General features: G+C 62.8%; 14 protein-coding genes. 9 read left to right on the top strand and 5 right to left on the bottom strand.

Annotation, left to right across the window (positions count from 1 at the left end):
• Positions 1-255: 255 nt before the first annotated feature.
• Positions 256-1,242 (top strand): hopanoid-associated sugar epimerase, encoded by a 987-nt coding sequence (gene hpnA / locus ISP15_RS16485; RefSeq protein ID WP_404548861.1) that lies wholly within the window; start codon positions 256-258, stop codon positions 1,240-1,242.
• 85 nt (positions 1,243-1,327) lie between these two features.
• On the opposite strand, the gene ISP15_RS16480 is transcribed toward hpnA, so the two are convergent.
• From ISP15_RS16480 to hpnI, 5 genes are all read right to left on the bottom strand, one after another.
• A complete protein-coding gene (locus ISP15_RS16480; protein WP_404548860.1) occupies positions 1,328-2,338 on the bottom strand; it encodes a ferritin-like domain-containing protein in 1,011 nt (336 codons plus the stop codon).
• Positions 2,335-3,366, bottom strand: coding sequence for a lysylphosphatidylglycerol synthase domain-containing protein (locus tag ISP15_RS16475; protein ID WP_404548858.1), 1,032 nt, complete (start codon positions 3,364-3,366; stop codon positions 2,335-2,337). The genes ISP15_RS16480 and ISP15_RS16475 overlap by 4 nt, the downstream gene beginning before the upstream one ends.
• Complete coding sequence (gene hpnK, locus ISP15_RS16470; RefSeq protein WP_404548857.1) at positions 3,363-4,271, bottom strand: hopanoid biosynthesis-associated protein HpnK; 909 nt, start codon at positions 4,269-4,271, stop codon at positions 3,363-3,365. The genes ISP15_RS16475 and hpnK overlap by 4 nt, the downstream gene beginning before the upstream one ends.
• Before the next feature lie 102 nt (positions 4,272-4,373).
• Positions 4,374-5,801, bottom strand: coding sequence for a hopanoid biosynthesis associated radical SAM protein HpnJ (gene hpnJ, locus ISP15_RS16465; RefSeq protein ID WP_404548856.1), 1,428 nt, complete (start codon positions 5,799-5,801; stop codon positions 4,374-4,376).
• A 71-nt stretch (positions 5,802-5,872) separates the two neighbouring features.
• Positions 5,873-7,027 carry a bacteriohopanetetrol glucosamine biosynthesis glycosyltransferase HpnI gene (gene hpnI, locus ISP15_RS16460; protein ID WP_404548855.1) on the bottom strand — a complete coding sequence of 385 codons (1,155 nt, stop codon included), beginning with the start codon at positions 7,025-7,027 and terminating at the stop codon, positions 5,873-5,875.
• Between the two features lie 80 nt (positions 7,028-7,107).
• Here hpnI and ISP15_RS16455 point away from each other — a divergent pair, with 80 nt between their 5' ends.
• The 8 genes from ISP15_RS16455 to dcp all read left to right on the top strand — a co-directional run bounded on the left by ISP15_RS16455 (position 7,108) and on the right by dcp (position 18,562).
• Positions 7,108-7,668 (top strand): DUF2147 domain-containing protein, encoded by a 561-nt coding sequence (locus tag ISP15_RS16455; protein ID WP_404548854.1) that lies wholly within the window; start codon positions 7,108-7,110, stop codon positions 7,666-7,668.
• Between the two features lie 73 nt (positions 7,669-7,741).
• Complete coding sequence (gene mvaD, locus ISP15_RS16450) at positions 7,742-8,770, top strand: diphosphomevalonate decarboxylase (protein ID WP_404548852.1); 1,029 nt, start codon at positions 7,742-7,744, stop codon at positions 8,768-8,770.
• Positions 8,770-9,870 carry a mevalonate kinase family protein gene (locus ISP15_RS16445; RefSeq protein ID WP_404548851.1) on the top strand — a complete coding sequence of 367 codons (1,101 nt, stop codon included), beginning with the start codon at positions 8,770-8,772 and terminating at the stop codon, positions 9,868-9,870. Before mvaD ends, ISP15_RS16445 begins: the two co-directional genes overlap by 1 nt.
• Positions 9,871-9,969: 99 nt before the next feature.
• Positions 9,970-12,252: a hydroxymethylglutaryl-CoA reductase, degradative gene (locus tag ISP15_RS16440; protein WP_404548850.1), complete on the top strand. Its 2,283-nt coding sequence runs from the start codon at positions 9,970-9,972 to the stop codon at positions 12,250-12,252.
• The gene (idi, locus tag ISP15_RS16435; RefSeq protein ID WP_404548849.1) at positions 12,245-12,847 is read left to right on the top strand and encodes an isopentenyl-diphosphate Delta-isomerase; all 603 of its coding nucleotides are present in this window, start codon (positions 12,245-12,247) and stop codon (positions 12,845-12,847) included. The genes ISP15_RS16440 and idi overlap by 8 nt, the downstream gene beginning before the upstream one ends.
• Positions 12,848-12,991: 144 nt before the next feature.
• Positions 12,992-14,134: an adenosyl-hopene transferase HpnH gene (gene hpnH / locus ISP15_RS16430; protein ID WP_404548847.1), complete on the top strand. Its 1,143-nt coding sequence runs from the start codon at positions 12,992-12,994 to the stop codon at positions 14,132-14,134.
• An 18-nt stretch (positions 14,135-14,152) separates the two neighbouring features.
• A complete protein-coding gene (locus ISP15_RS16425) occupies positions 14,153-15,262 on the top strand; it encodes a glycosyltransferase (RefSeq protein WP_404548846.1) in 1,110 nt (369 codons plus the stop codon).
• A gap of 1,092 nt (positions 15,263-16,354) precedes the next feature.
• Positions 16,355-18,562 (top strand): peptidyl-dipeptidase Dcp, encoded by a 2,208-nt coding sequence (gene dcp / locus ISP15_RS16420; protein WP_404548845.1) that lies wholly within the window; start codon positions 16,355-16,357, stop codon positions 18,560-18,562.
• The last annotated feature ends 821 nt before the right edge of the window (positions 18,563-19,383 follow it).

Raw genomic sequence — 19,383 nt, 5'->3', positions numbered from 1 at the left:
GAGCGCCGGAATTATGACACACCAATACGGGCGCGAATTTGGAATGCCGGCGCTGATTGAACTTCCCGCGTCCTCGAACAACCTGTTCGGCACGTTGCTCGCAGGTTCGCCATGGCGGCTCCGGGCTGGGCTGGGCATGGCCGATATGCTGAAGCAGCAAGCGCTTTTCGTCCATAATCGCATGATGAAACCCCGAATATTTTCGAATGTGAGCGTTCCCGCATCAGTGCCGGCGTCCGCCATCCGGACGGCCGCATGGTGAGGGCGCTGGTCACGGGAGCGACCGGCTTTGTCGGTTCGGCGATGGCGCGCCGGCTGTTGCGCGATGGCCATCGCGTTCGTGTGCTGGCGCGCGCGGGCTCGGATCGACGCAACCTGCAGGGACTGGATGTGGAGATTGCCGAGGGCGATCTCACCCGGCCGCACAGTTTGCTGCCGGCTTGCGAGGGCTGCGATGCGCTGTTCCACATTGCCGCCGATTACCGATTGTGGGCGCCGGACCCGACCGAGCTTTACCGGGCCAATGTCGATGGCACGCGAGCGATGCTCGAGGCGGCGATCAGTGCCGGCATACCGCGCATCGTCTATACCAGCAGCGTCGCCACGCTCGGCATTCCCAAGGATGGTACGCCGGGCAGCGAGAGCACGCCGGTCACGCTGGAGGACATGATCGGGCACTACAAGCGCTCCAAGTTCCTGGCCGAGCAAGTGGCCACGCAGCTTGCCACGCAAGGTGCGCCGATCGTGATCGTCAATCCGTCCACGCCGATCGGTCCGCATGACATCAAGCCGACCCCCACCGGTCGCATAGTGCGCGATGCGATGATGGGTCGCTTGCCCGCCTACGTCGATACGGGCCTCAACATCGTGCACGTGGACGATGTGGCCCAAGGGCATTGGCTTGCGTATGAGCGCGGTGTGGTCGGCGAGCGCTACATTCTCGGCGGATTCGACCTGAGCCTGCGCGAAGTGCTGACCGAGATCGCCGAGATCGCCGGCCGTTCGCCGCCCAGGATTCGCCTGCCGCACGCGGTGGTCATGCCGATCGCCTATGCGTCCGAAGCGTGGGCGCGCCTCACCGGCACGAATCCGATCGCCACGGTGGAAGAAGTTCGCATGTCGAAAAAGCATATGTTCTTTACCAGCGCCAAGGCCGAACGCGAACTCGGTTACACCGCACGTCCCGCGCGACTGGCATTGGAGGACGCGGTGCAGTGGTTTGGTCAGCAGCGTCGCCCATGAGCTGGTCTTTTGTCCTTCCGTCTTTCCATCGTTCCGGCGAGACGCCGGAAGGTCCGCCTGGACCGATGCCACGTTCGGTTGCGCCTCAGCCTGTCCTGCGCTGCTTGCGGCGCTCGAAAAACTTCAGCACCGGCAGCGCGCATCTGACCAGGAACGGCATGGTGGTCGGACGCAGCAGGCGTTCGTCATAGCCGGAAAAGCGGCGATCGTTTTCGCGCAGGCAGCATGTCATCAACGCCGCCACGCTTAGTTCCTGCTCCGTGACCGATTGCGCGCCAGTGACCGTGAAGTTGTTGTCCTGCGCGTGTTCGTTGCCATTGGCGTCCAGGCCCTTGGCCAGTTCCATGCGTTCCAGCCCCAGGAAGCACCACACGCGGAAAACCTTGAATTCGAATGCGATGCGCCGGAACAGGCCAAGCTGGGCGCGATGCCACGCCACCCAGTTGGCGAACAGCAGGATATGCCGGCATTCTTCCTGCATGACCGGTTCGAAAGTGTCGATCAATTCGGGCGGGAACAGGCCCGAGTCATGCGCTACCTTGAACAGGCCGAAGGCGAAGAAGCTGTCGATGCATTCGCTATAGCCGGTCACCAGATAGGCCCACTCCGGATCTTTCGGATATTCGTAGGCCGGTTCCGGCACCAGTGGAATACCGTAGTGCTGGACCATCTTGGAGAGCACCTCCTTGTGCCGGTTTTCTTCCCAGGCATTTTGCGCCAGGGCATTGCGGATCTCCGGATCGGCGACCGTGCGTGCATAGGCGGCCATGCGCAGGCGTGCCTTGCCTTCGGTTTGCACGGCGATATCCCAGATCGGCAGCGAGGTGATGCGATGCAGGGCCGCTTCATCCAGCGTCGGCCACTTGAGCACTGAGGGACGATAGGGGTTGAAGGTCTCCGCGAACATCTCGCACATCATCTGCTTGTGCAGGTCCGAGCCGTACTTGATGCGCTCGCGCGCGCGGCCGGACCATTGCCGGGTGCGCGTCTCGGAAGCGGCCACGGTGGCCGCATCGGGCTCGCCGGTTGGCAGCACCGGCTCGCGATAGCCGGGCACCAGGGTTTCGGTATCGAAGGCCTCTTGTTGAAGCATCATGACTTGGAATTCTCTTCAGATAGATGGCTGCCGGAACCCGCGCGCGCAGAGCCGTCATACAGCCGGCGCGTCTCGGCCCATTGCCAGGTAAGCAACGCAGGCACGCCGAAGCCGACTTCGCGCATGCGCTTGACCAGCGACAGCGCCACGCTGGCTTCCGGCGGCAGGCCGATCATGTTGCCGAACAGCACCAGGCCGCCTTCCTGCACGCCGAGGCCCGCGGGCACCACGAAAATGATATGGCGCAACGCCTGCGTGACCGCCTCGATCGCAATCGCGTCCCACACGCTGATCGGATAGCCGAGCAGGCGCAGCGCCAGCCAGGTTTCGAAACTGCCCACGACATAGCCGATGAACTGCCAGCCGCAGGCGGCGGCCAGACGCAATGGGCGCGAATACTGTGCGCGGATTTCCAGGTCAAGATTGGAACCATCGATCAGTTCGGTGAGCTTGGAACGTCCGCCCAGCAGTCTTTCGGCAAACGTTTCCAGGCGCGAAAAGACCTTGCCATGGCGCAGCACGATGATCAGGAAGATCGGCAGCGGCAGGCTGGCGGCGAGCGCGGAGATCACGGTGCTGAAGGCGCCGATGTTCCGGGTCAGCTCGATCAGCAGGATGATGCCCAGCGCCGTGAACAGGTACTGGTTCACCAGCGTGAGCAGCACTTCCATGATGATGCTCGCAGCGGCCGCCGCGCCGCCGATGCCGCGCCATTTCACCAGGCGAATGCCGATGATTTCGCCGCCGATGTTGGCGACAGGCAGCAGGCGATTGCTGGCTTCGCGGATCGCCGCCACCCAGAACAGGAAGGGAACGGTAGCCCGGTGCTGCGGATCGCGTGGTGCAATCAGCACGCGCCAACCGAGTACGTCGAGCAGCAACGGCACTATGTGGAACGGCAGCAGCCACAGCAGCGGCCAGCCGGCATGGTCGATCGCCCCGGCGACTTCGCCCCAGCCTTGGTGTGCGACCAGGGCGATCGCCACGGCCAGGCCGAGCAGTCCGGCGATATAGCTGAAAAGTTTCATGCAGGGCAGCCCTTGACTGCGGCCGGATCGGTAAAGCCGTTACACAACCGATAGCGCTCGGCAATCACCTCGCGCACGCGCGGCGACAGCAGGGCACTGAGTTCGTCGCGGTGGCGGTAATCGGCCATGCTTTCGGTCAGGTGGCCGTGCGATGCCGGATGCAGGTAGATTTCCGAAAGTCCGGCCGGCAATGCACGCAAGATATCCAGCATCACCGCTTCATCCATGCCGCCGCTATGGCGTAAACCAAAGACCTGATCGTTGTGGGCGATGCCGGCCCGATCCATGCGTCGGCGCATCAAGGCCAGCCAGGGACGCAGCCATGGCCCCATGCCGGGCTCCCATGGCAGCCGGATCGCGCGCAGGCCATAACCATGGCCGATCGACAGCATCAACGAAAGAACGGTCGGATGCAGGTGGAAATGCTTGTGTGCGTTGACGTGGTCCAGTTGCAGGCCGGTCGCCGCGAAAGCCTCGAATTGCGCGCGGATTTCATCGGCCAGTTGGCGGCGCACGCGCGGCAGCAAGAAGAAGCGAAAGCCGTTGCGCACCATGTCCGAATTGAACATGCCTTGCCGGTCGACCAGGTCGGGGATACGCGCCGGCGGCAGCATCGCACGGCCGTCGGCCAGTACCAGGTGCAGGCCGACGGCGAGGCCCGGATGCTGCCTGGCGCGCGCCACCGCGTCGGCCGCCGCCGGCGCCGCGACCATCAGGCTCGCGGCGCGCAGCACGCCATCGCGATAGCCGCGCTCGACGGCATCGTTGACCGCTTCATGCAGGCCGAAATCATCGGCCGTAACGATCAGGCGCGGGCGGCCATTCTCACGCTCTCTCCATTCCGGGGAGAGAGCTGGGGTGAGAGGTTGTTGCTGCGGGTTGGCTGATTCAGAGCGCGGTTTCATTGGAGCAATGAGGCGAGCCTTGGCCCCTCTCGCCTCAATCCTCTCCCCGGAGGGGAGAGGAGGCGAATGCGGCTCGCTGCGCTCGCGATGCGATGGTCACAATCAGGCTTCGTGCGCGCGCAGGAAGCGGAAGAATTCCACCCCTTCGCGCAGGCGGCGCTTCATCATGTCCCAGCTGCTGAGCATTTCCTTGACGATTTCCCAGATCTTCGACGGACGGAAATAGAACGCGCGGTAGAACTTCTCCACGCCATGGAAGATGTCTTCCTTGGACAGGTGCGGATAGCTGATCAGCGCCAACTGCACCCCCTTGTCGTTGACGAGGTTGACCGCCTCGTTTTCCTTCAGCCAGCCGTTTTCGACGGCCTGCTTGTACAGGGACGTGCCCGGATACGGCGCGGCCAGCGATACCTGGATGGTATGCGGATTGATTTCCTTGGCGAACTGGATCGTCTTGTCGATCGTTTCCTTGGTTTCGCCCGGGAGGCCGAGGATGAAGGTGCCATGGATGGTGATGCCAAGCTTGCGGCAGTCCTCGGTGAAGCGGCGCGCGATGTCGGTGCGCAGGCCTTTCTTGATGTTGTGCAGGATCTGGTCGTCGCCCGATTCGTAACCCACCAGCAGCAGGCGCAGGCCGTTTTCCTTCATGATCTTCAGCGACTCGTAGGGCACGTTCGCCTTGGCGTTGCACGACCAGGTCCAGCCCATCGCGCCCAGGCCGCGCGCGATCTCGTGCACGCGCTCCATGTTGGAGCTGTCGGTGAAGGTGTCGTCGTCGAACATCAGCTCCTTCACTTCGGGCATGTTCTCCTTGATCCACTTCGCCTCGGCCAGCACGTTGGCGGCCGAGCGCGTGCGGTAGCGATGGCCGCCCACGGTCTGCGGCCACAGGCAGAAGGTGCATTTGGAGCGGCATCCGCGGCCCGTGTAAATGGACACGTAGGGATAGTTGAGATAGCCGATGAAATAGTTGCTGATCTTCAGGTCGCGCTTGTAGATCGGCGCCACGAACGGCAGGTCGTCCATGTTCTCGATCATCGCGCGCGGCGGATTGTGCTGCACGGTGCCATCGGCAAGGCGATAGCTGATGCCGGTAATGCTTTCGAACGGGCGGCCTTCGGCGACTTCCTTGCAGGTGTAGTCGAATTCCTCGCGCGCGACGAAATCGATGGCCGGCGATGCGGTGAGCGAGCCGCTCGGATCGACCGCAACCTTGGCGCCGACCAGGCCGACCAGCACATTCGGCTTGCGCGCTTTCAGCAGCTCGGCGAACTTCGCGTCGGTGGGGAAGGAAGGAGTGCTGGTGTGGATGATCACCAGTTCGTAGCCTTCGGCAATGCGTAGGCTTTCCTCGACCGACACTTCGTCGGCAGGGGCGTCGAGTACGCGCGAATCGGGCACCATCGCGGCCGGCTGGGCCAGCCAGGTCGGATACCAGAAACTCTTGATCTCGCGCTTGGCCTGATAGCGCGAACCTGCGCCGCCATCGAAGCCGTCAAACGAGGGAGCTTGCAGAAACAGCGTTTTCATTACGGAAGACTCCTGCGAGGGCATTTACCATGCCCGGGGACAGCAGATAGTTCAGGATACGACTGATCAGGCTAGGCCTGCGGCGCTGAACCGCCGCCGCGCGCATGCAGTACCTGCCCGCGCCATCTTACCTGCCAGCCGGCCAGGGCAATCGCCCATTCCAGCAGCAATAAGGTATCGCGGAGGGGGACCAACAGGAATTCATGCCAGGCAAAGGCTTCATCACTGGTGCGCCGCTGCAAAAAGTGTAGCAAAACCCGCGCCCCGCCACCGAGCAGGGCCAGGCTGCCGGTGACCCAGCCGGGCGCCAGGCACAGCCCGAGCAGCAGCAGCGGCGAGGTGAAGCAGACGAAGGTCATGGCGAAGCCGGCCGGGGCGATGGAACGTATCGTGCGCAACCAGCGCAACTCATGCGACCACAGCTCGGCAAGGCTCGATTCCGTCACTTCCGTGCCGACCACCACGTCCGACAGCACCGTGCGCAAGCCCGCGCGACGGGTCAGCTCGCCCAGCCAGAAATCGTCGGCGAGCGTGTCGCGCAAGGCCTCGAAACCGCCCATGGCCTGCAGCGCGTCGCGGCGCAGGGCGATGGTCGAGCCAAAGGCGAAGCGGGTCGAGCCGAAGGCATGCGAGAGCCGTACCGATGGTGCGAACCAGTCATCGATAAACAGACGGCCAAGCCGCGACCAGAACGATGGACCCGGCAGGCCGCGATAGAGGCAAGTGACGATGCCGACGCCGGCATCGCTCAAGGGAGCAATCACTCGCGCGAGATAGTCCGGGGCGACGCTGATATCGGCATCGGCCAAGACCAGCACATCGTGCTGCGCGTGCGGCAGCATGTTCATGAGATTGCTGACTTTCAGATTCGCGCCGTGCACACGCGGGTCGATGGCCAGCGCGATCGGGCGCTGCGGGAACTCGATACGAAGCCGCTCGACCACGGCAACGGCCGGATCGTCCGGATCGCGCACGCCGAACACGAGTTGATAGTCGGGGTGTGCCTGTGCGCAAAAACTGCGCAAATTCTCGTAGAGTCGCGGCTCGGCGCCATGCAGCGGCTTGAGTATGCTGGCGGCGATCGCCTTGCCGGCGCGGTCCGGTGCCCAGACGCGCGACCCTTTCAACACGGCCCATGCGGCGATCCAGGCATAGCCGGTCGCGGCCAAGGCAAGCGCGATGCCTGATCCATGGAGAATCGCGATGGCGGACCAGCTTGGCGGCATAGACCTTTATGCTACAGGCAACGATTGGCACGAAGGCACGGAGATATGGCTCAAGCCGCCGCGATACAAGAGGAAGTGCGATGACCCGATCCTGGCGCGGCAAGCGTCGCCGATGGCCGCATGCGCTGGCCTTGCTGGGGCTGCTCGGCGCTTCGGCGCAGGTGCTGGCCGATGATGCGTATGTGCCTGCCCCATCGGCGATTGTGGGCGACTGGCTGGTGGACAGCCGCGATGCCATTATCCACATCGAGCAGGTCGGCACCGAATACCAGGGCTACATTCGCTGGCAACTGCACGACACCTACGGTCCGGAAGACGGCCCGCAGCTCCAGGGCAAGGTCGTGACCGATCGCAACGATCCCGACCCGGCCCTGCGTTCACAACCGTTGACTGGATTGCGGCTGCTCAAAGGCCTGCATTACGACCCCGGCAAGCGCGAGTGGACGGACGGGCGCATCTATAATGCGGAAAACGGACGCACTTATAATTGCGAGGTTCGGATGCTCGGCCCGGATCGGCTGCGGTTGCGCGGCTACATCGGCATCAGCCTGCTTGGCGGCAATACCGTTTGGACTCGCGTCAGCATGAGGGCGCCAGCTCCTGGCGGCTTGCCCTTCGTGGTGGATGGTCCGGCGAAGTAGCGCCTGGCCCGGTGCGCTTTTACCGAGTTTCCTGATCGATCCTTTCCCCAGCTACCTTTTCCAGCGAGACGCAATGAACCGCGAACCACGCGCCGGAGCATCCGGCGAACTCCATGCTGCTTCGCAGGCGCAGCCCAACATCGCCCTGATCAAATATTGGGGCAAGCGCGATGCCGCACTGAACCTGCCGGTGGTCGGTTCCATCTCCATCACCCTGGAAAGCCTGTGGACACGTACCGACGTGCGATTCGTGCCGGGACAAAAACAGGATCGCATAACCCTTAACGGGCGCGGCGAAGAGGCCGAATCCAGGCGCATCACCGCATGCCTGGACCTGCTGCGACAGCGCGCAGGCGTCGACTACGGTGCCCGCGTCGCCAGCCGCAACAACTTCCCGACTGCGGCGGGGCTGGCTTCGTCCGCTTCCGGCTTTGCCGCCCTGGTGCATGCGGGTGCGCAAGCACTCGGGCTCGCATTGAGCCTGGCGGAACAGTCGGTATTGGCGCGGCGCTGCTCCGGCTCGGCGGCACGTTCCATTTTCGGCGGTTATGTCGAGTGGGCGCATGGACAGCTCGCCGACGGCACCGATTCGGTGGCGCGCCCCCTGCTTGGCGCCGATGCGTGGCCGCTGCGCGTCGCGGTGGCGATTACCTCGACCGCCGCCAAGCAAGTGGGCTCCACCGAAGGCATGCGCCGCACCGCGCAGACCTCGCCGTATCAATCGGCCTGGATCGACACGCAGGAAGCCGACCTGAGCCGTGCACGCGAGGCGATTCTTGCGCGCGATTTCGAAGCGCTTGCGCAGGTTTCCGAATACAGCTGCCTGAAAATGCATGCGCTGGCGCTGGCCGCGCAGCCGGGATTGCTGTACTGGAACGGCGCCACCGTGGAATGCATGCATCGCGTGCGCGCCTTGCGCCAGCAAGGTGTGCCGGTGTTTTTCACCGTCGATGCCGGCCCGCAGCTCAAGGCCGTGTGCCTGCCGTCCGCCATCGAACAGGTCAAGGCGGCGCTGCGCGATGTGCCTGGTGTGCTCGATGTACTCGATTCCGGCCTTGGCGAAGGCGCGCGCAACATCGCCGCGGGCGTCGTGGAGGCATGATGGAACTTACTGCAAGCGCGCCCGGCAAGCTGGTGCTGCTGGGCGATTATGCCGTGCTCGAGGGCGCGCCCGCTCTGGTGCTTGCGGTCAACCGCCGCGCCCATGTGCGTGTCGCCTCGCATCAGCGCGGTGTATGTGATGTGTATGCGCCGGACCTTGGCATCGCGGCCGCGCACGCGCGCATCGGCGGCGACGGGCGCTTGCAATGGCAATGCGACGAGGCAGCCCGCACTGCCCTGACGCTGGTTGACCACGTCTGGCACGGTCTGTTGCACGAGGGTCTTGCGCCGGTCTCGAGCGAAGGTTTCGACTTGCACCTGGATACCTCCGGCTTCTTCCACGCCGAAGGTGCAACACGCTCCAAATTGGGGCTGGGCTCCAGTGCGGCGTTGACCGTGGCGCTCGCCACCGCCTTGGCCACCCTGGCCGGCCACGCCCAGGTCACGAACGATCGCCTACAGTGGATCCGTCGATTGCTTCATTTGCACGGCGATTGGCAGGGCGGCCGCGGCAGCGGCGTCGACATCGCCGCGAGCGTGGCGGGTGGCATGATCCATTACCAACTGCAGGGACCGGCTCGCGAGCCCACCTATGCGCCGATGCCGACGACAGGCCTGCATTGCCTGTTCGTGTGGTCGGAGCAGTCCGTGTCGACCAGCGATTCGCTGCAGCGGCTGGCCCGCTGGCGCGAAACTCACGTGACGGAATACGCCGCGCACATGAACGAACTTGGCACTATTTCCACCGATGCCATGGATGCACTCAGGCACCAGCGCATGCAGTCTTTCATTCGACTTACGAAAGATTATGCAGCCGGATTGCAGCGTTTCGGCGCCGCATGCGGCCTGGAAATCTACTCGCCCGCACAAAAGCGGCTCGCCGATATGGCCTCCTGCGCCGATGTCAGTTATAAGCCTTGCGGCGCAGGCGGCGACTTCGGTGTGGTCTTTGCCGAGGACGCAGAAAGGTTGGCGACATTTGAACACGCCATTGTTTCGGCCGGCATGCGTGTCGTGCCCCTGGGGCTTGATTCCCAGGGGGTTAGCTGCCATATGCGTCAGACGCGAAATCTTCCCCACCCGCATCCTTCAGGATTTTGACGTGATCGCAAACGTTCTTGAGCGTCATGGCTGGCGCGCCGCGTGCGGCACCGTGACGGCAAAGCACGCGACTAACGACCTACACGGAGTGCTTAAGGTATGAGCGCCGAATCATCGAGTGCCGAACGGTCCCGATTCCCCGCCTTCTACAAACTCTCGGTTTCCGACCGGGTTCGCATCATTCACGAGCGCGGATGGCTCTCGGCCGACGATTACCAGTCGCTGGTCTCCGGCGAGCACACGCTGAAGATCCACAAAGCCGACAAGATGATCGAAAACGTCGTCGGCGTGATGGGACTGCCGGTCGGCCTCGGGCTCAACTTCCTGGTCAACGGTCGCGACTACATCGTGCCGCTGGTGGTAGAAGAGCCGTCGATCGTGGCGGCGCTGTCGTCCGCCGCGAAAGTGGTGCGCGGCACGGGCGGCTTCACGGTCGAAAGCACCGAGCCGGTGCTGATCGGCCAGGTGCAAGTGGTGGACGTGCCGCACGTGGCGCACGCCAAGGCCACCCTGCTGCAACGCAAGGATGAATTGCTCAACCTCGCCAACAGCCTGCATCCACAGATGGTGGCGCGCGGCGGCGGCGCGCAGGATCTGGAAGTGCACGTGCATGCGCGCGCCGAAGGCGGCGACATGCTGGTGGTCCACCTGCTGGTCGACACGCGCGACGCGATGGGCGCCAACCTGGTCAACACCATGTGCGAAGGCATTGCCTCGCTGGTGGAGACCATGACGGGCGGGCGCGTCTTCCTGCGCATCCTTTCCAATCTCACCGATCGTTCCATGGTGCGTGCGCGCTGCGTCATTCCCGCCGACCAGCTCACCGGCAAGGGTTTCGCCGGCGAAGAGGTGCGCGACGGCATCTTGCTCGCCAACGAATTCGCCAGCATCGATCCATACCGCGCCGCCACGCACAACAAAGGCATCATGAATGGCGTGGATGCCGTCGCGCTGGCGACCGGCAACGATTGGCGCGCCATCGAGGCGGCGGCCCACGCCTACGCGGCGCGCGGCGGGCGCTACACCTCGCTGACGCGCTGGTACAAGGGCGAGAAGGGCGAGTTGATCGGCGAGCTCGACATCCCGATGAAGGTCGGCATCGTCGGTGGTCCGCTGCAATCCAACGCTACGGTCGCGCTCGACCTGCGCCTGCTCGGCGTGAAGACCGCGCGCGAGCTGGCCGAAGTGATGGGCGCGGTCGGCCTGGCGCAGAACTTCTCGGCGCTGCGCGCACTGGTTACCGAAGGCATCCAGCAAGGCCACATGACGCTGCACGCGCGCAGCGTCGCCGTCGCTGCCGGCGCTACCGCGGAGATCTTCGACACGGTGGTCGAGCGCCTGGTGGAAAGCGGCGAAATCAAGATCTGGAAAGCGCAGGAGATCGTCGACCAGGTACGCAAGGAGTCGCGCGGTGTTCCCGAGACGACGACCGAGCAACCCGCCGTCGATCATCGCGCATGCGGCCACGGCAAGATCATCCTGCTCGGCGAGCATGCGGTGGTCTACGGCAGCCACGCGATCGCGGCGCCGGTACCGCTGGCGGTGCGCGCCGTGGCGCAGGACACCCAATCCGGTGGCGTGGACATGTTCATTCCGCGCTGGGGCGTGGAATACCGGCTGCATCGCGATCCGGCGCACCGCGATTCGTTCCAGCGTTCGCTCGGCATCATCTTCGACACCCTGGAACTGACCGAGCGCTCGATGCGCATCGAGGTGTTCCCGAACGTGCCGCGCGCGATGGGCCTGGGCGGTTCGGCGGCGATGGCGGTCGCGGTGATCCGCGCGCTCGACCAGCATTACGAGTTGGGCCTCAGCGACGAGGAGATCAACGCACTGGCCTTTCGTTGCGAAGAAGTCGCGCACGGTTCCGCTTCCGGCATCGACAACACCGTCGCTACCTATGGCAAGCCGCTGCTGTACAAGCGCGCCGGCAAGAAGGGTGAAGCGCCGATGGTGCGCGAACTGCACCTGCCCAAGCGCATTCCCATCGTGATCGGCATCAGCGGCAAGGAAAGCCTTACCGCGGTAACCGTCGGCAAGGTGCGCAGCGCCTGGCAACGCAATCCCGCGTTGTACGACGGTATCTTCCAGCAGATCGACGGGCTCACCCTGCAAGGCATGGAAGCCATGCAGCAATACGATCTGGAGCGCCTGGGCGACCTGATGAACATCTGCCACGGCCTGCTCAACGCGCTGCGCGTATCGAGCTGGGAAGTAGAGGAGCTGATACAGATCGCGCGCGAACACGGCGCGCTCGGTGCCAAGCTCACCGGCGGCGGCGGCGGCGGCTCGATCCTTGCGCTGTGTCCACAGAACCGTGACAGGGTTGCGGCTGCCATGCGTGACGCCGGTTACCAGGCAATGGAGGTAGACATTGGATAACCAGGAACGCGAGCGCCAGGAATGGCGTGACTCGAACGAAATCGTGTCCTTCGACGACGAGCCGCTGGTGCTGGTCGATCATGAGGACCGGGAGGTCGGCTTCCTCGACAAGGCCTCCGCCCACGAGGGCAAGGGCACCTTGCATCGCGCCTTTTCGCTGTTCGTGTTCAATGCGAAAGGCGAGCTGCTGCTGCAGCAGCGCGCGCCCGGCAAGCGCCTGTGGCCCGGTTACTGGTCCAATACCTGCTGCAGCCATCCACGGCGCGGCGAAACGCTGGACAATGCCATCCATCGCCGCCTGAAGGAAGAACTGGGCCTGGCCTGCCCGCTGGAATACCTGTTCAAGTTCGAATACCAGGCGCAATTCGATGCCGGTGGCGCCGAACACGAATTGTGCTGGGTCTACGCCGGTCGCAGCGATGACGCGCCGACCGTGAACGTGAACGAGATCTCGGGCCTGCGCTATATCGCTCCCGATGCGCTCGATGCGGAGATGGCGGCCAGCCCTGAGGCCTTTACGCCCTGGTTCAAGATCGAGTGGGAGCGCATCCGCCGGGAGCACGCCCACGTGTTCGCATCCCCCCGCCTGGCATAGGCACATAGGCAGGGCGGGCATAACGGCAGCCATCCAGCTGGCTTATACTGATCCACATGCAAGATTCATTGCCATTGATACGCAGGCATTCCGCTCCTTGGTGGGCTTGCCTGTATCAGGCGTACTGACGTTCCGGAGAATCCCTTGGGTATCCCCCTTATCCAGCAGACCACGATCGCGCGCTACATCCTCGGCAAGAAGCTGAGCGGCCAGAAGCGTTATCCCCTGGCGATGATGTTGGAGCCGCTGTTCCAGTGCAATCTGGCGTGCGCAGGTTGCGGCAAGATCGACCATCCGAAGGAAATCCTGCAAAAACGACTGAGCGTCGAGCAGGCGCTGGCCGCCGTGGACGAATGCGATGCACCCGTGGTGTCCATTCCCGGCGGCGAGCCGCTGATCCACAAGGAAATGCCACAGATCGTGCGCGGGCTGATCGAGCGCAAGAAATTCGTATACCTGTGCACGAATGCGATCCTGCTGCCCAAGCACATCGACGAATACGAGCCTTCGCCGTATTTCACCTGGTCGATCCACCTGGACGGCCTGGAAGAACGCCACGACGACTCCGTGTGCATGAAGGGCGTGTTTGAAAAGGCGGTAACGGCGATCAAGCTGGCGTTGTCGCGCGGCTATCGCGTCACCATCAATTGCACGCTGTTCAACCAGGAGCCGCCGGCCGAGATTGCGGAATTCTTCGACTACGCCATGAGCCTGGGTATCGAAGGCATCACGGTCTCGCCCGGCTACAGCTACCAGCACGCGCCGCGCCAGGACGTGTTCCTTGGCCGCAACCAGAGCAAGCAGCTGTTCCGCGAAGTGTTCAAGATCGGCAAGGAACGCGGTAGCAACTGGGTGTTCAACCAGTCGTCGATGTTCCTCGACTTCATCGCGGGCAACCAGTCGTACCAATGCACGCCGTGGTCCAATCCCACCTACAACATCTTCGGCTGGCAGAAGCCGTGCTACCTGCTGGTGGACGAAGGCTACGCGCCCAGCTACAAGGCGCTGATGGAAGAAACCGACTGGGACAAATACGGCGTCGGCATCAATCCCAAGTGCGATAACTGCATGGCGCATTGCGGCTTCGAAGGCACCGCCGTCGACTACACCTTCGCGCATCCGCTGCGGGCGATGAAAGTGGCCATGTTCGGTCCGCGCGTCGATGGCCCGATGGCGCCCGACCTGCCGGTGAAGTACGGCGACCGTGCCGATGCCACCGCGATCCACATCCCGATCAGCTCGATCCAGCGCCGCAACGCGCCGACGAGTACCGACGCGAACCATTGATGCCCGCCGCCGTCACCGATGGGCATACTGGAATGGATGGCCGCGTCGCTGCCGGCATTGATGTGGCTGGGGCTGCTGTTCGTGCCGTGGCGTCCGTGGAGCACGCGCGAGCGGATTGAGGCCGATCCGCTCGCCACGCACACCGATCTCAGCGAGATCACCGTACTGATTCCCGCCCGCAACGAGGCCGATGTCATCGGCCTCACGCTGTCGGGCCTGCAAGCGCAGGGGAGCGGCTTGCAGGTGGTGGTCGTCGACGACCAGTCCAGCGACGACACCGCGCGCATCGCGGCGACCTATCCGAATACCCGCGTCATCAGCGGCCAGCCTCTGCCGGAAGGCTGGGCCGGCAAGCTGTGGGCGCTGGAGCAGGGCAGGGCGCACGTACACACGCCAATGACCCTGTTGCTGGATGCCGATATCCAATTGCAACCAGGGCTGCTCGCGCCCCTGCTGGCGCACAAGCGCGGTGAGAACCGCCAGTTCGTTTCCTTGATGGCGGACCTGCGCCGCACCAGCTTCTGGGATCGCCTGCTGCTGCCGGCGTTCGTGTATTACTTCAAGCTGATCTACCCATTCGCGCTATCCAACTCGGGCTTCCGTCATGTCGCGGCGGCGGCGGGCGGCTGCGTCCTCGTCGATACCGAAGCATTGCGGCGTGCCGGTGCGTTTGCCAGCCTGCGCAACGCCTTGATCGACGACTGCACGCTGGCGCGCCAAGTGAAGAACGCCGGTTATCGCACCTGGCTTGGCCTCAGCCGCGGCGTGGTGAGCCTGCGCCCCTATGGCACGTTGCGTTCCATCCACGACATGGTGGCGCGCTCGGCCTTCACCCAGCTTCGCTATTCCAGCGGGCTGCTGCTGGCCGTCACGGCTTTATTTGTGCTTGCTTACGGATTGCCCTTCTTGCTGCTGGGCTCGGCTGCAACCTGGCGGCTGGGCGCGGTCGCGCTGGTGGCGATGATGCTGAGTTACCTGCCGATGCTGCGCTACTACCGCATGCGGCTGGCCTGGGCGTTGTTGCTGCCGGTGAGTGCCTTGCTCTACCTGGGGATGACCTGGAGTTCGGCGATCCGCTATTGGCGCGGCGTCCGGTCGCGCTGGAAAGACCGTACCTATAGCACTTAGGGCGGTACTTGATCAGCCATTTAACGCCAGCAGCATTTGTACTTTTGAGCTTGTTTTGCAAGCTTTTTTTGTTTGAGTGCATGGCGTTGGGTTGGAACATTGCCTGCGGCGCTTTCGGACGCCGTGGGCGCCCGAGTCACTTTTCTTTGCTGGCCCAAAGAAAAGTAACCCAAAGAAATGGCCTGAAAGACTCGCGGCATAGGAAGGGTAAAAGCCCGAACGCTTGTGGCCAGTTGGACCGTTGGTGGCCCAGGGTTACACGATCCCGCTATACCGCAACGCGCTGAGGCACCGAGGCATAAGACTCGTGCCAGCGGTCCAACTTTTCGGTTGCCGGCTTTAAGTCCTCATTGCTTCGGCGCAAGCGGTATAGCCGCGCCGTGTAAGCGGGCTTGGCAACCACCAGACATGCGGAAACCATCAGGCTTGTAACCTACATAAGCCACGAGCTCTCAAGGCCATTTCTTTGGGTTGGCGGAGTCAATCTGGAAGTGCATCATCGAACTGATCTGCCAGATCTTGACGCCCAAGTGCGCACATGAACATTTCAGCCGGGCAGTGGTAGTCCAAGGTCGTTCGTGGCCAGCTGGAGCGTTGGTGGCCCAGGGTTACACGCCCCCGCTATACCGCAACAGGTCGAGGCGCTGAGGCACCAAAGCATCAAAGCCCATGACTCGTGCCAGATGATCAAGCCTGCCGATGGCCGGCTTTAAACCCCATCGCTTTGGCGCACGCGGTATAGCCGCGCGGTATAAGCTTGGCCCGCTAACGATCACGCCATGGCGTAAACGTGCAGGCTTGTAACCCACATAACCCACGAGCTCTCAAGGCCATTTCTTTGGGTTACTTTTCTTTGGGCCAGCAAAGAAAAGTGACTCGGGCCCTTCAGGGACCGAAAGCGCCGCAGGCAATGGTCCAACCTAACGCCATGCACGGCCATGCACTCAAACGGAAGTGAGGGCCATTGGCCTTAACGCTGGCCGGATCGGTTCCGTGCCGTCCGGCAGGCTTGGAAGATCGGCACACTGTGGCTACAGTCGTAAGCTGACTTTCACGCCCCGCCAGCCGGGCACGCCACTTTGGGGAGCTTTCATGCCTCGTCTTCGCCTTCTAGCGATCGCCACGTCGATCGCGCTTGCCGCCTGTTCCCAAGCGCCCAACAACAATGCCGGCAATGCCCCCGCCGCTTCCGCGAGCGCGCCGGCCAAGCCCACCACCAGCGCCGAAGCGCAGGCCAGCAATCCATTCTTTACCGCCAGCACGCTGCCGTACCAGGCGCCGCCGTTCGACAAGATCAAGGACAGCGACTACCAGCCGGCGATCGAAGAGGGCATGAAGCAGCAGCTTGCCGAAGTCGACCAGATCGCCAACAACCCCGAGCCGCCAACCTTCGAGAACACCTACGTGGCGCTGGAAAAAACCGGCGTATTGCTCGACCGCGTCATGATGGTGTTCAACGGCGTCACCGCCGCCAACACCGACGATGCGCTGCAGAAAGTGCAGGAAGATGAGGCGCCCAAGCTGGCCGCGCATCAGGATGCGATCCATCTCAACGACAAACTGTTCCAGCGCATCCAGGCCGTCTACGACCAGCGCGACTCGCTCAAGCTCGATCCCGAGTCGCAGCGCTTGATCGAGGTGGTCTACCGCCAATTCGTGATGGCCGGTGCCAAACTGTCCGACGCGGACAAGGCCAGGCTCAAGGACTACAACAAGGAAGAAGCCGGGCTGGAAGCGCAGTTCAACAACAAGCTGCTGGCTGCAAGCAAGGACGGCGCGCTGGTGGTCGATGACAAGAGCAAGCTGGCCGGCCTTTCCGACGAAGACATCGCCGCCGCCGCGCAAGCCGCCAAGGACCGTCATCTCGATGGCAAGTGGGTGCTCTCGCTGCAGAACACCACCCAGCAACCCATGCTGCAGGATCTGACCGATCGCGCCACGCGCCAGGCGTTGTACGAGGCTTCGTGGAACCGTGCCGAAAAGGGCAATGCCGACGATACGCGCGACCTGATCGAGCGGCTCGCCCAGTTGCGCGCGCAGGAAGCCAAGCTGCTCGGGTTCCCCAACTACGCCGCCTGGACGCTCGAAGACCAGATGGCCAAGACGCCGGAAACGGTGATGGGCTTCATGCAGAAGCTTGCACCCGCCGCCGTCGCGCGCGCCAAGGTCGAAGCCGCCGATATCCAGAAGCAGATCGACAAGGATCAGGCCGCGCTCAAGCAACCCACCTTCAAGCTCGAGCCGTGGGATTGGGAGCACTACGCCGAAGAAGTGCGCAAGGCCAAGTACGATCTCAACGACGCGCAGATCAAACCCTACTTCGAGCTGGACAACGTGCTGCAGAACGGCGTCTTCTACGCCGCCAACCAGCTTTATGGGCTTACTTTCAAGGAGCGCAAGGACATTCCGGTGTACAACCCGGATGTGCGCGTGTTCGAAGTATTCGACAAGGACGGCAAGTCGCTGGCGCTGTTCTACTTCGATTACTTCAAGCGCGACAACAAGAACGGCGGCGCCTGGATGGACAACTTTGTCGGCCAGTCCAAACTGCTTGGCACCAAGCCGGTGATCTACAACGTCGCCAATTTCACCAAACCCGCGGCCGGCCAGCCCGCGCTGCTGTCGATGGATGACGTGGTCACCATGTTCCACGAATTCGGCCATGGCCTGCATGGCCTGTTCGCCGACGAGCAATACCCGACCCTGTCCGGCACTGCCACCGCGCGCGACTTCGTCGAGTTCCCCTCGCAATTCAACGAGCACTGGGCAACCGATCCGAAAGTCTTCGCCAACTACGCCAAGAACTACAAAACCGGCGAACCGATGCCGCAGGCATTGGTCGACAAGATCAAGAAGGCGGACCTCTTCAACAAGGGCTATGACATGACCGAGCTGGTCGCCGCGGCGATGCTCGACATGAACTGGCACATGCTGGGTGCCGACGCACCCAAGCAGGATGCCGATGCGTTCGAAACGGCATCGCTGAAGCAGGATGGCGTAGATCTTTCCTACGTGCCGCCGCGCTACCGCTCCAGTTATTTCCTGCACATCTGGAGCAATGGCTACTCGGCCGGCTATTACGCCTATCTGTGGACGCAGATGCTCGCTGACGATGCCTTCGAAGGTTTCAAGGACCACGGCGGCCTCACCCGCGAGAACGGCGATCGCTTCCGCGCCATGATCCTCTCGCGCGGCAATACGGTGGAACTGTCCAAGCTCTACAAGGATTGGCGCGGACAAGATCCGAGCATCGAGCCAATGCTGATCGATCGCGGCTTGAAGCAGGGCACTGGCAAGTAGCTGCGATGACACGGAAGCAAAAGGCCGGCCTCTGCTGAGGCCGGCTTATCCACTGCCTGCTGTGCTTTTGAGAAGGTTCTTTATTGGCCCAAAGATGTCGTTTCGTGGCGATTGCCTGCGGCGCTTTCGGACGCCGTAGGCGCCCGAGTCACTTTTCTTTGCTGGCCCAAAGAAAAGTAACCCAAAGAAATGGCCTGAAAGACTCGCGGCATAGGAAGGGTAAAAGCCCGAACGCTTGTGGCCAGTTGGACCGTTGGTGGCCCAGGGTTACACGATCCCGCTATACCGCAACGCGCTGAGGCACCGAGGCATAAGACTCGTGCCAGCGGTCCAACTTTTCGGTTGCCGGCTTTAAGTCCTCATTGCTTCGGCGCAAGCGGTATAGCCGCGCCGTGTAAGCGGGCTTGGCAACCACCAGACATGCGGAAACCATCAGGCTTGTAACCTACATAACCCACGAGCTCTCAAGGCCATTTCTTTGGGTTACTTTTCTTTGGGCCAGCAAAGAAAAGTGACTCGGCCCTTCAGGGACCGAAAGCGCCGCAGGCAATCGCCACGAAACGACATCTTTGGGCCACAAAGAACCTTCAGAACTCGAAAGCGCCGCAGTCAATGGCAACTATTGCTACAAGGCGTCAAACGACCACAACATACATCTCCGCATTGCGCGCGCCGCCTTGGCTAGAGCATTTTCAATTCAATCGTTTACATATCCACACGACGCAAAGTAGTTGGAACATTCGTGTGGTGTAAACACATCGAGCAGCTTGCCGATCTCCGTCCAGAGAGCTTCTACGGTTCGTTTTGCGGCCTTGCGCAAT

Source organism: Dyella jejuensis (assembly GCF_044904675.1).
GTDB classification, from domain to species: domain Bacteria; phylum Pseudomonadota; class Gammaproteobacteria; order Xanthomonadales; family Rhodanobacteraceae; genus Dyella_B; species Dyella_B jejuensis.
Note: the sequence above shows the minus strand (reverse complement) of the source record. Positions and strands in the feature narration are given on the sequence as shown.

Coding starts and splice junctions, on each gene's coding strand:
- hpnA (WP_404548861.1), top strand. CDS start 256: ATGGTGAGGGCGCTGGTCACGGGAGCGACCGGCTTTGTCGGTTCGGCG.
- ISP15_RS16480 (WP_404548860.1), bottom strand. CDS start 2,338: ATGATGCTTCAACAAGAGGCCTTCGATACCGAAACCCTGGTGCCCGGC.
- ISP15_RS16475 (WP_404548858.1), bottom strand. CDS start 3,366: ATGAAACTTTTCAGCTATATCGCCGGACTGCTCGGCCTGGCCGTGGCG.
- hpnK (WP_404548857.1), bottom strand. CDS start 4,271: ATGAAACCGCGCTCTGAATCAGCCAACCCGCAGCAACAACCTCTCACC.
- hpnJ (WP_404548856.1), bottom strand. CDS start 5,801: ATGAAAACGCTGTTTCTGCAAGCTCCCTCGTTTGACGGCTTCGATGGC.
- hpnI (WP_404548855.1), bottom strand. CDS start 7,027: ATGCCGCCAAGCTGGTCCGCCATCGCGATTCTCCATGGATCAGGCATC.
- ISP15_RS16455 (WP_404548854.1), top strand. CDS start 7,108: ATGACCCGATCCTGGCGCGGCAAGCGTCGCCGATGGCCGCATGCGCTG.
- mvaD (WP_404548852.1), top strand. CDS start 7,742: ATGAACCGCGAACCACGCGCCGGAGCATCCGGCGAACTCCATGCTGCT.
- ISP15_RS16445 (WP_404548851.1), top strand. CDS start 8,770: ATGGAACTTACTGCAAGCGCGCCCGGCAAGCTGGTGCTGCTGGGCGAT.
- ISP15_RS16440 (WP_404548850.1), top strand. CDS start 9,970: ATGAGCGCCGAATCATCGAGTGCCGAACGGTCCCGATTCCCCGCCTTC.
- ISP15_RS16425 (WP_404548846.1), top strand. CDS start 14,153: ATGGGCATACTGGAATGGATGGCCGCGTCGCTGCCGGCATTGATGTGG.
- dcp (WP_404548845.1), top strand. CDS start 16,355: ATGCCTCGTCTTCGCCTTCTAGCGATCGCCACGTCGATCGCGCTTGCC.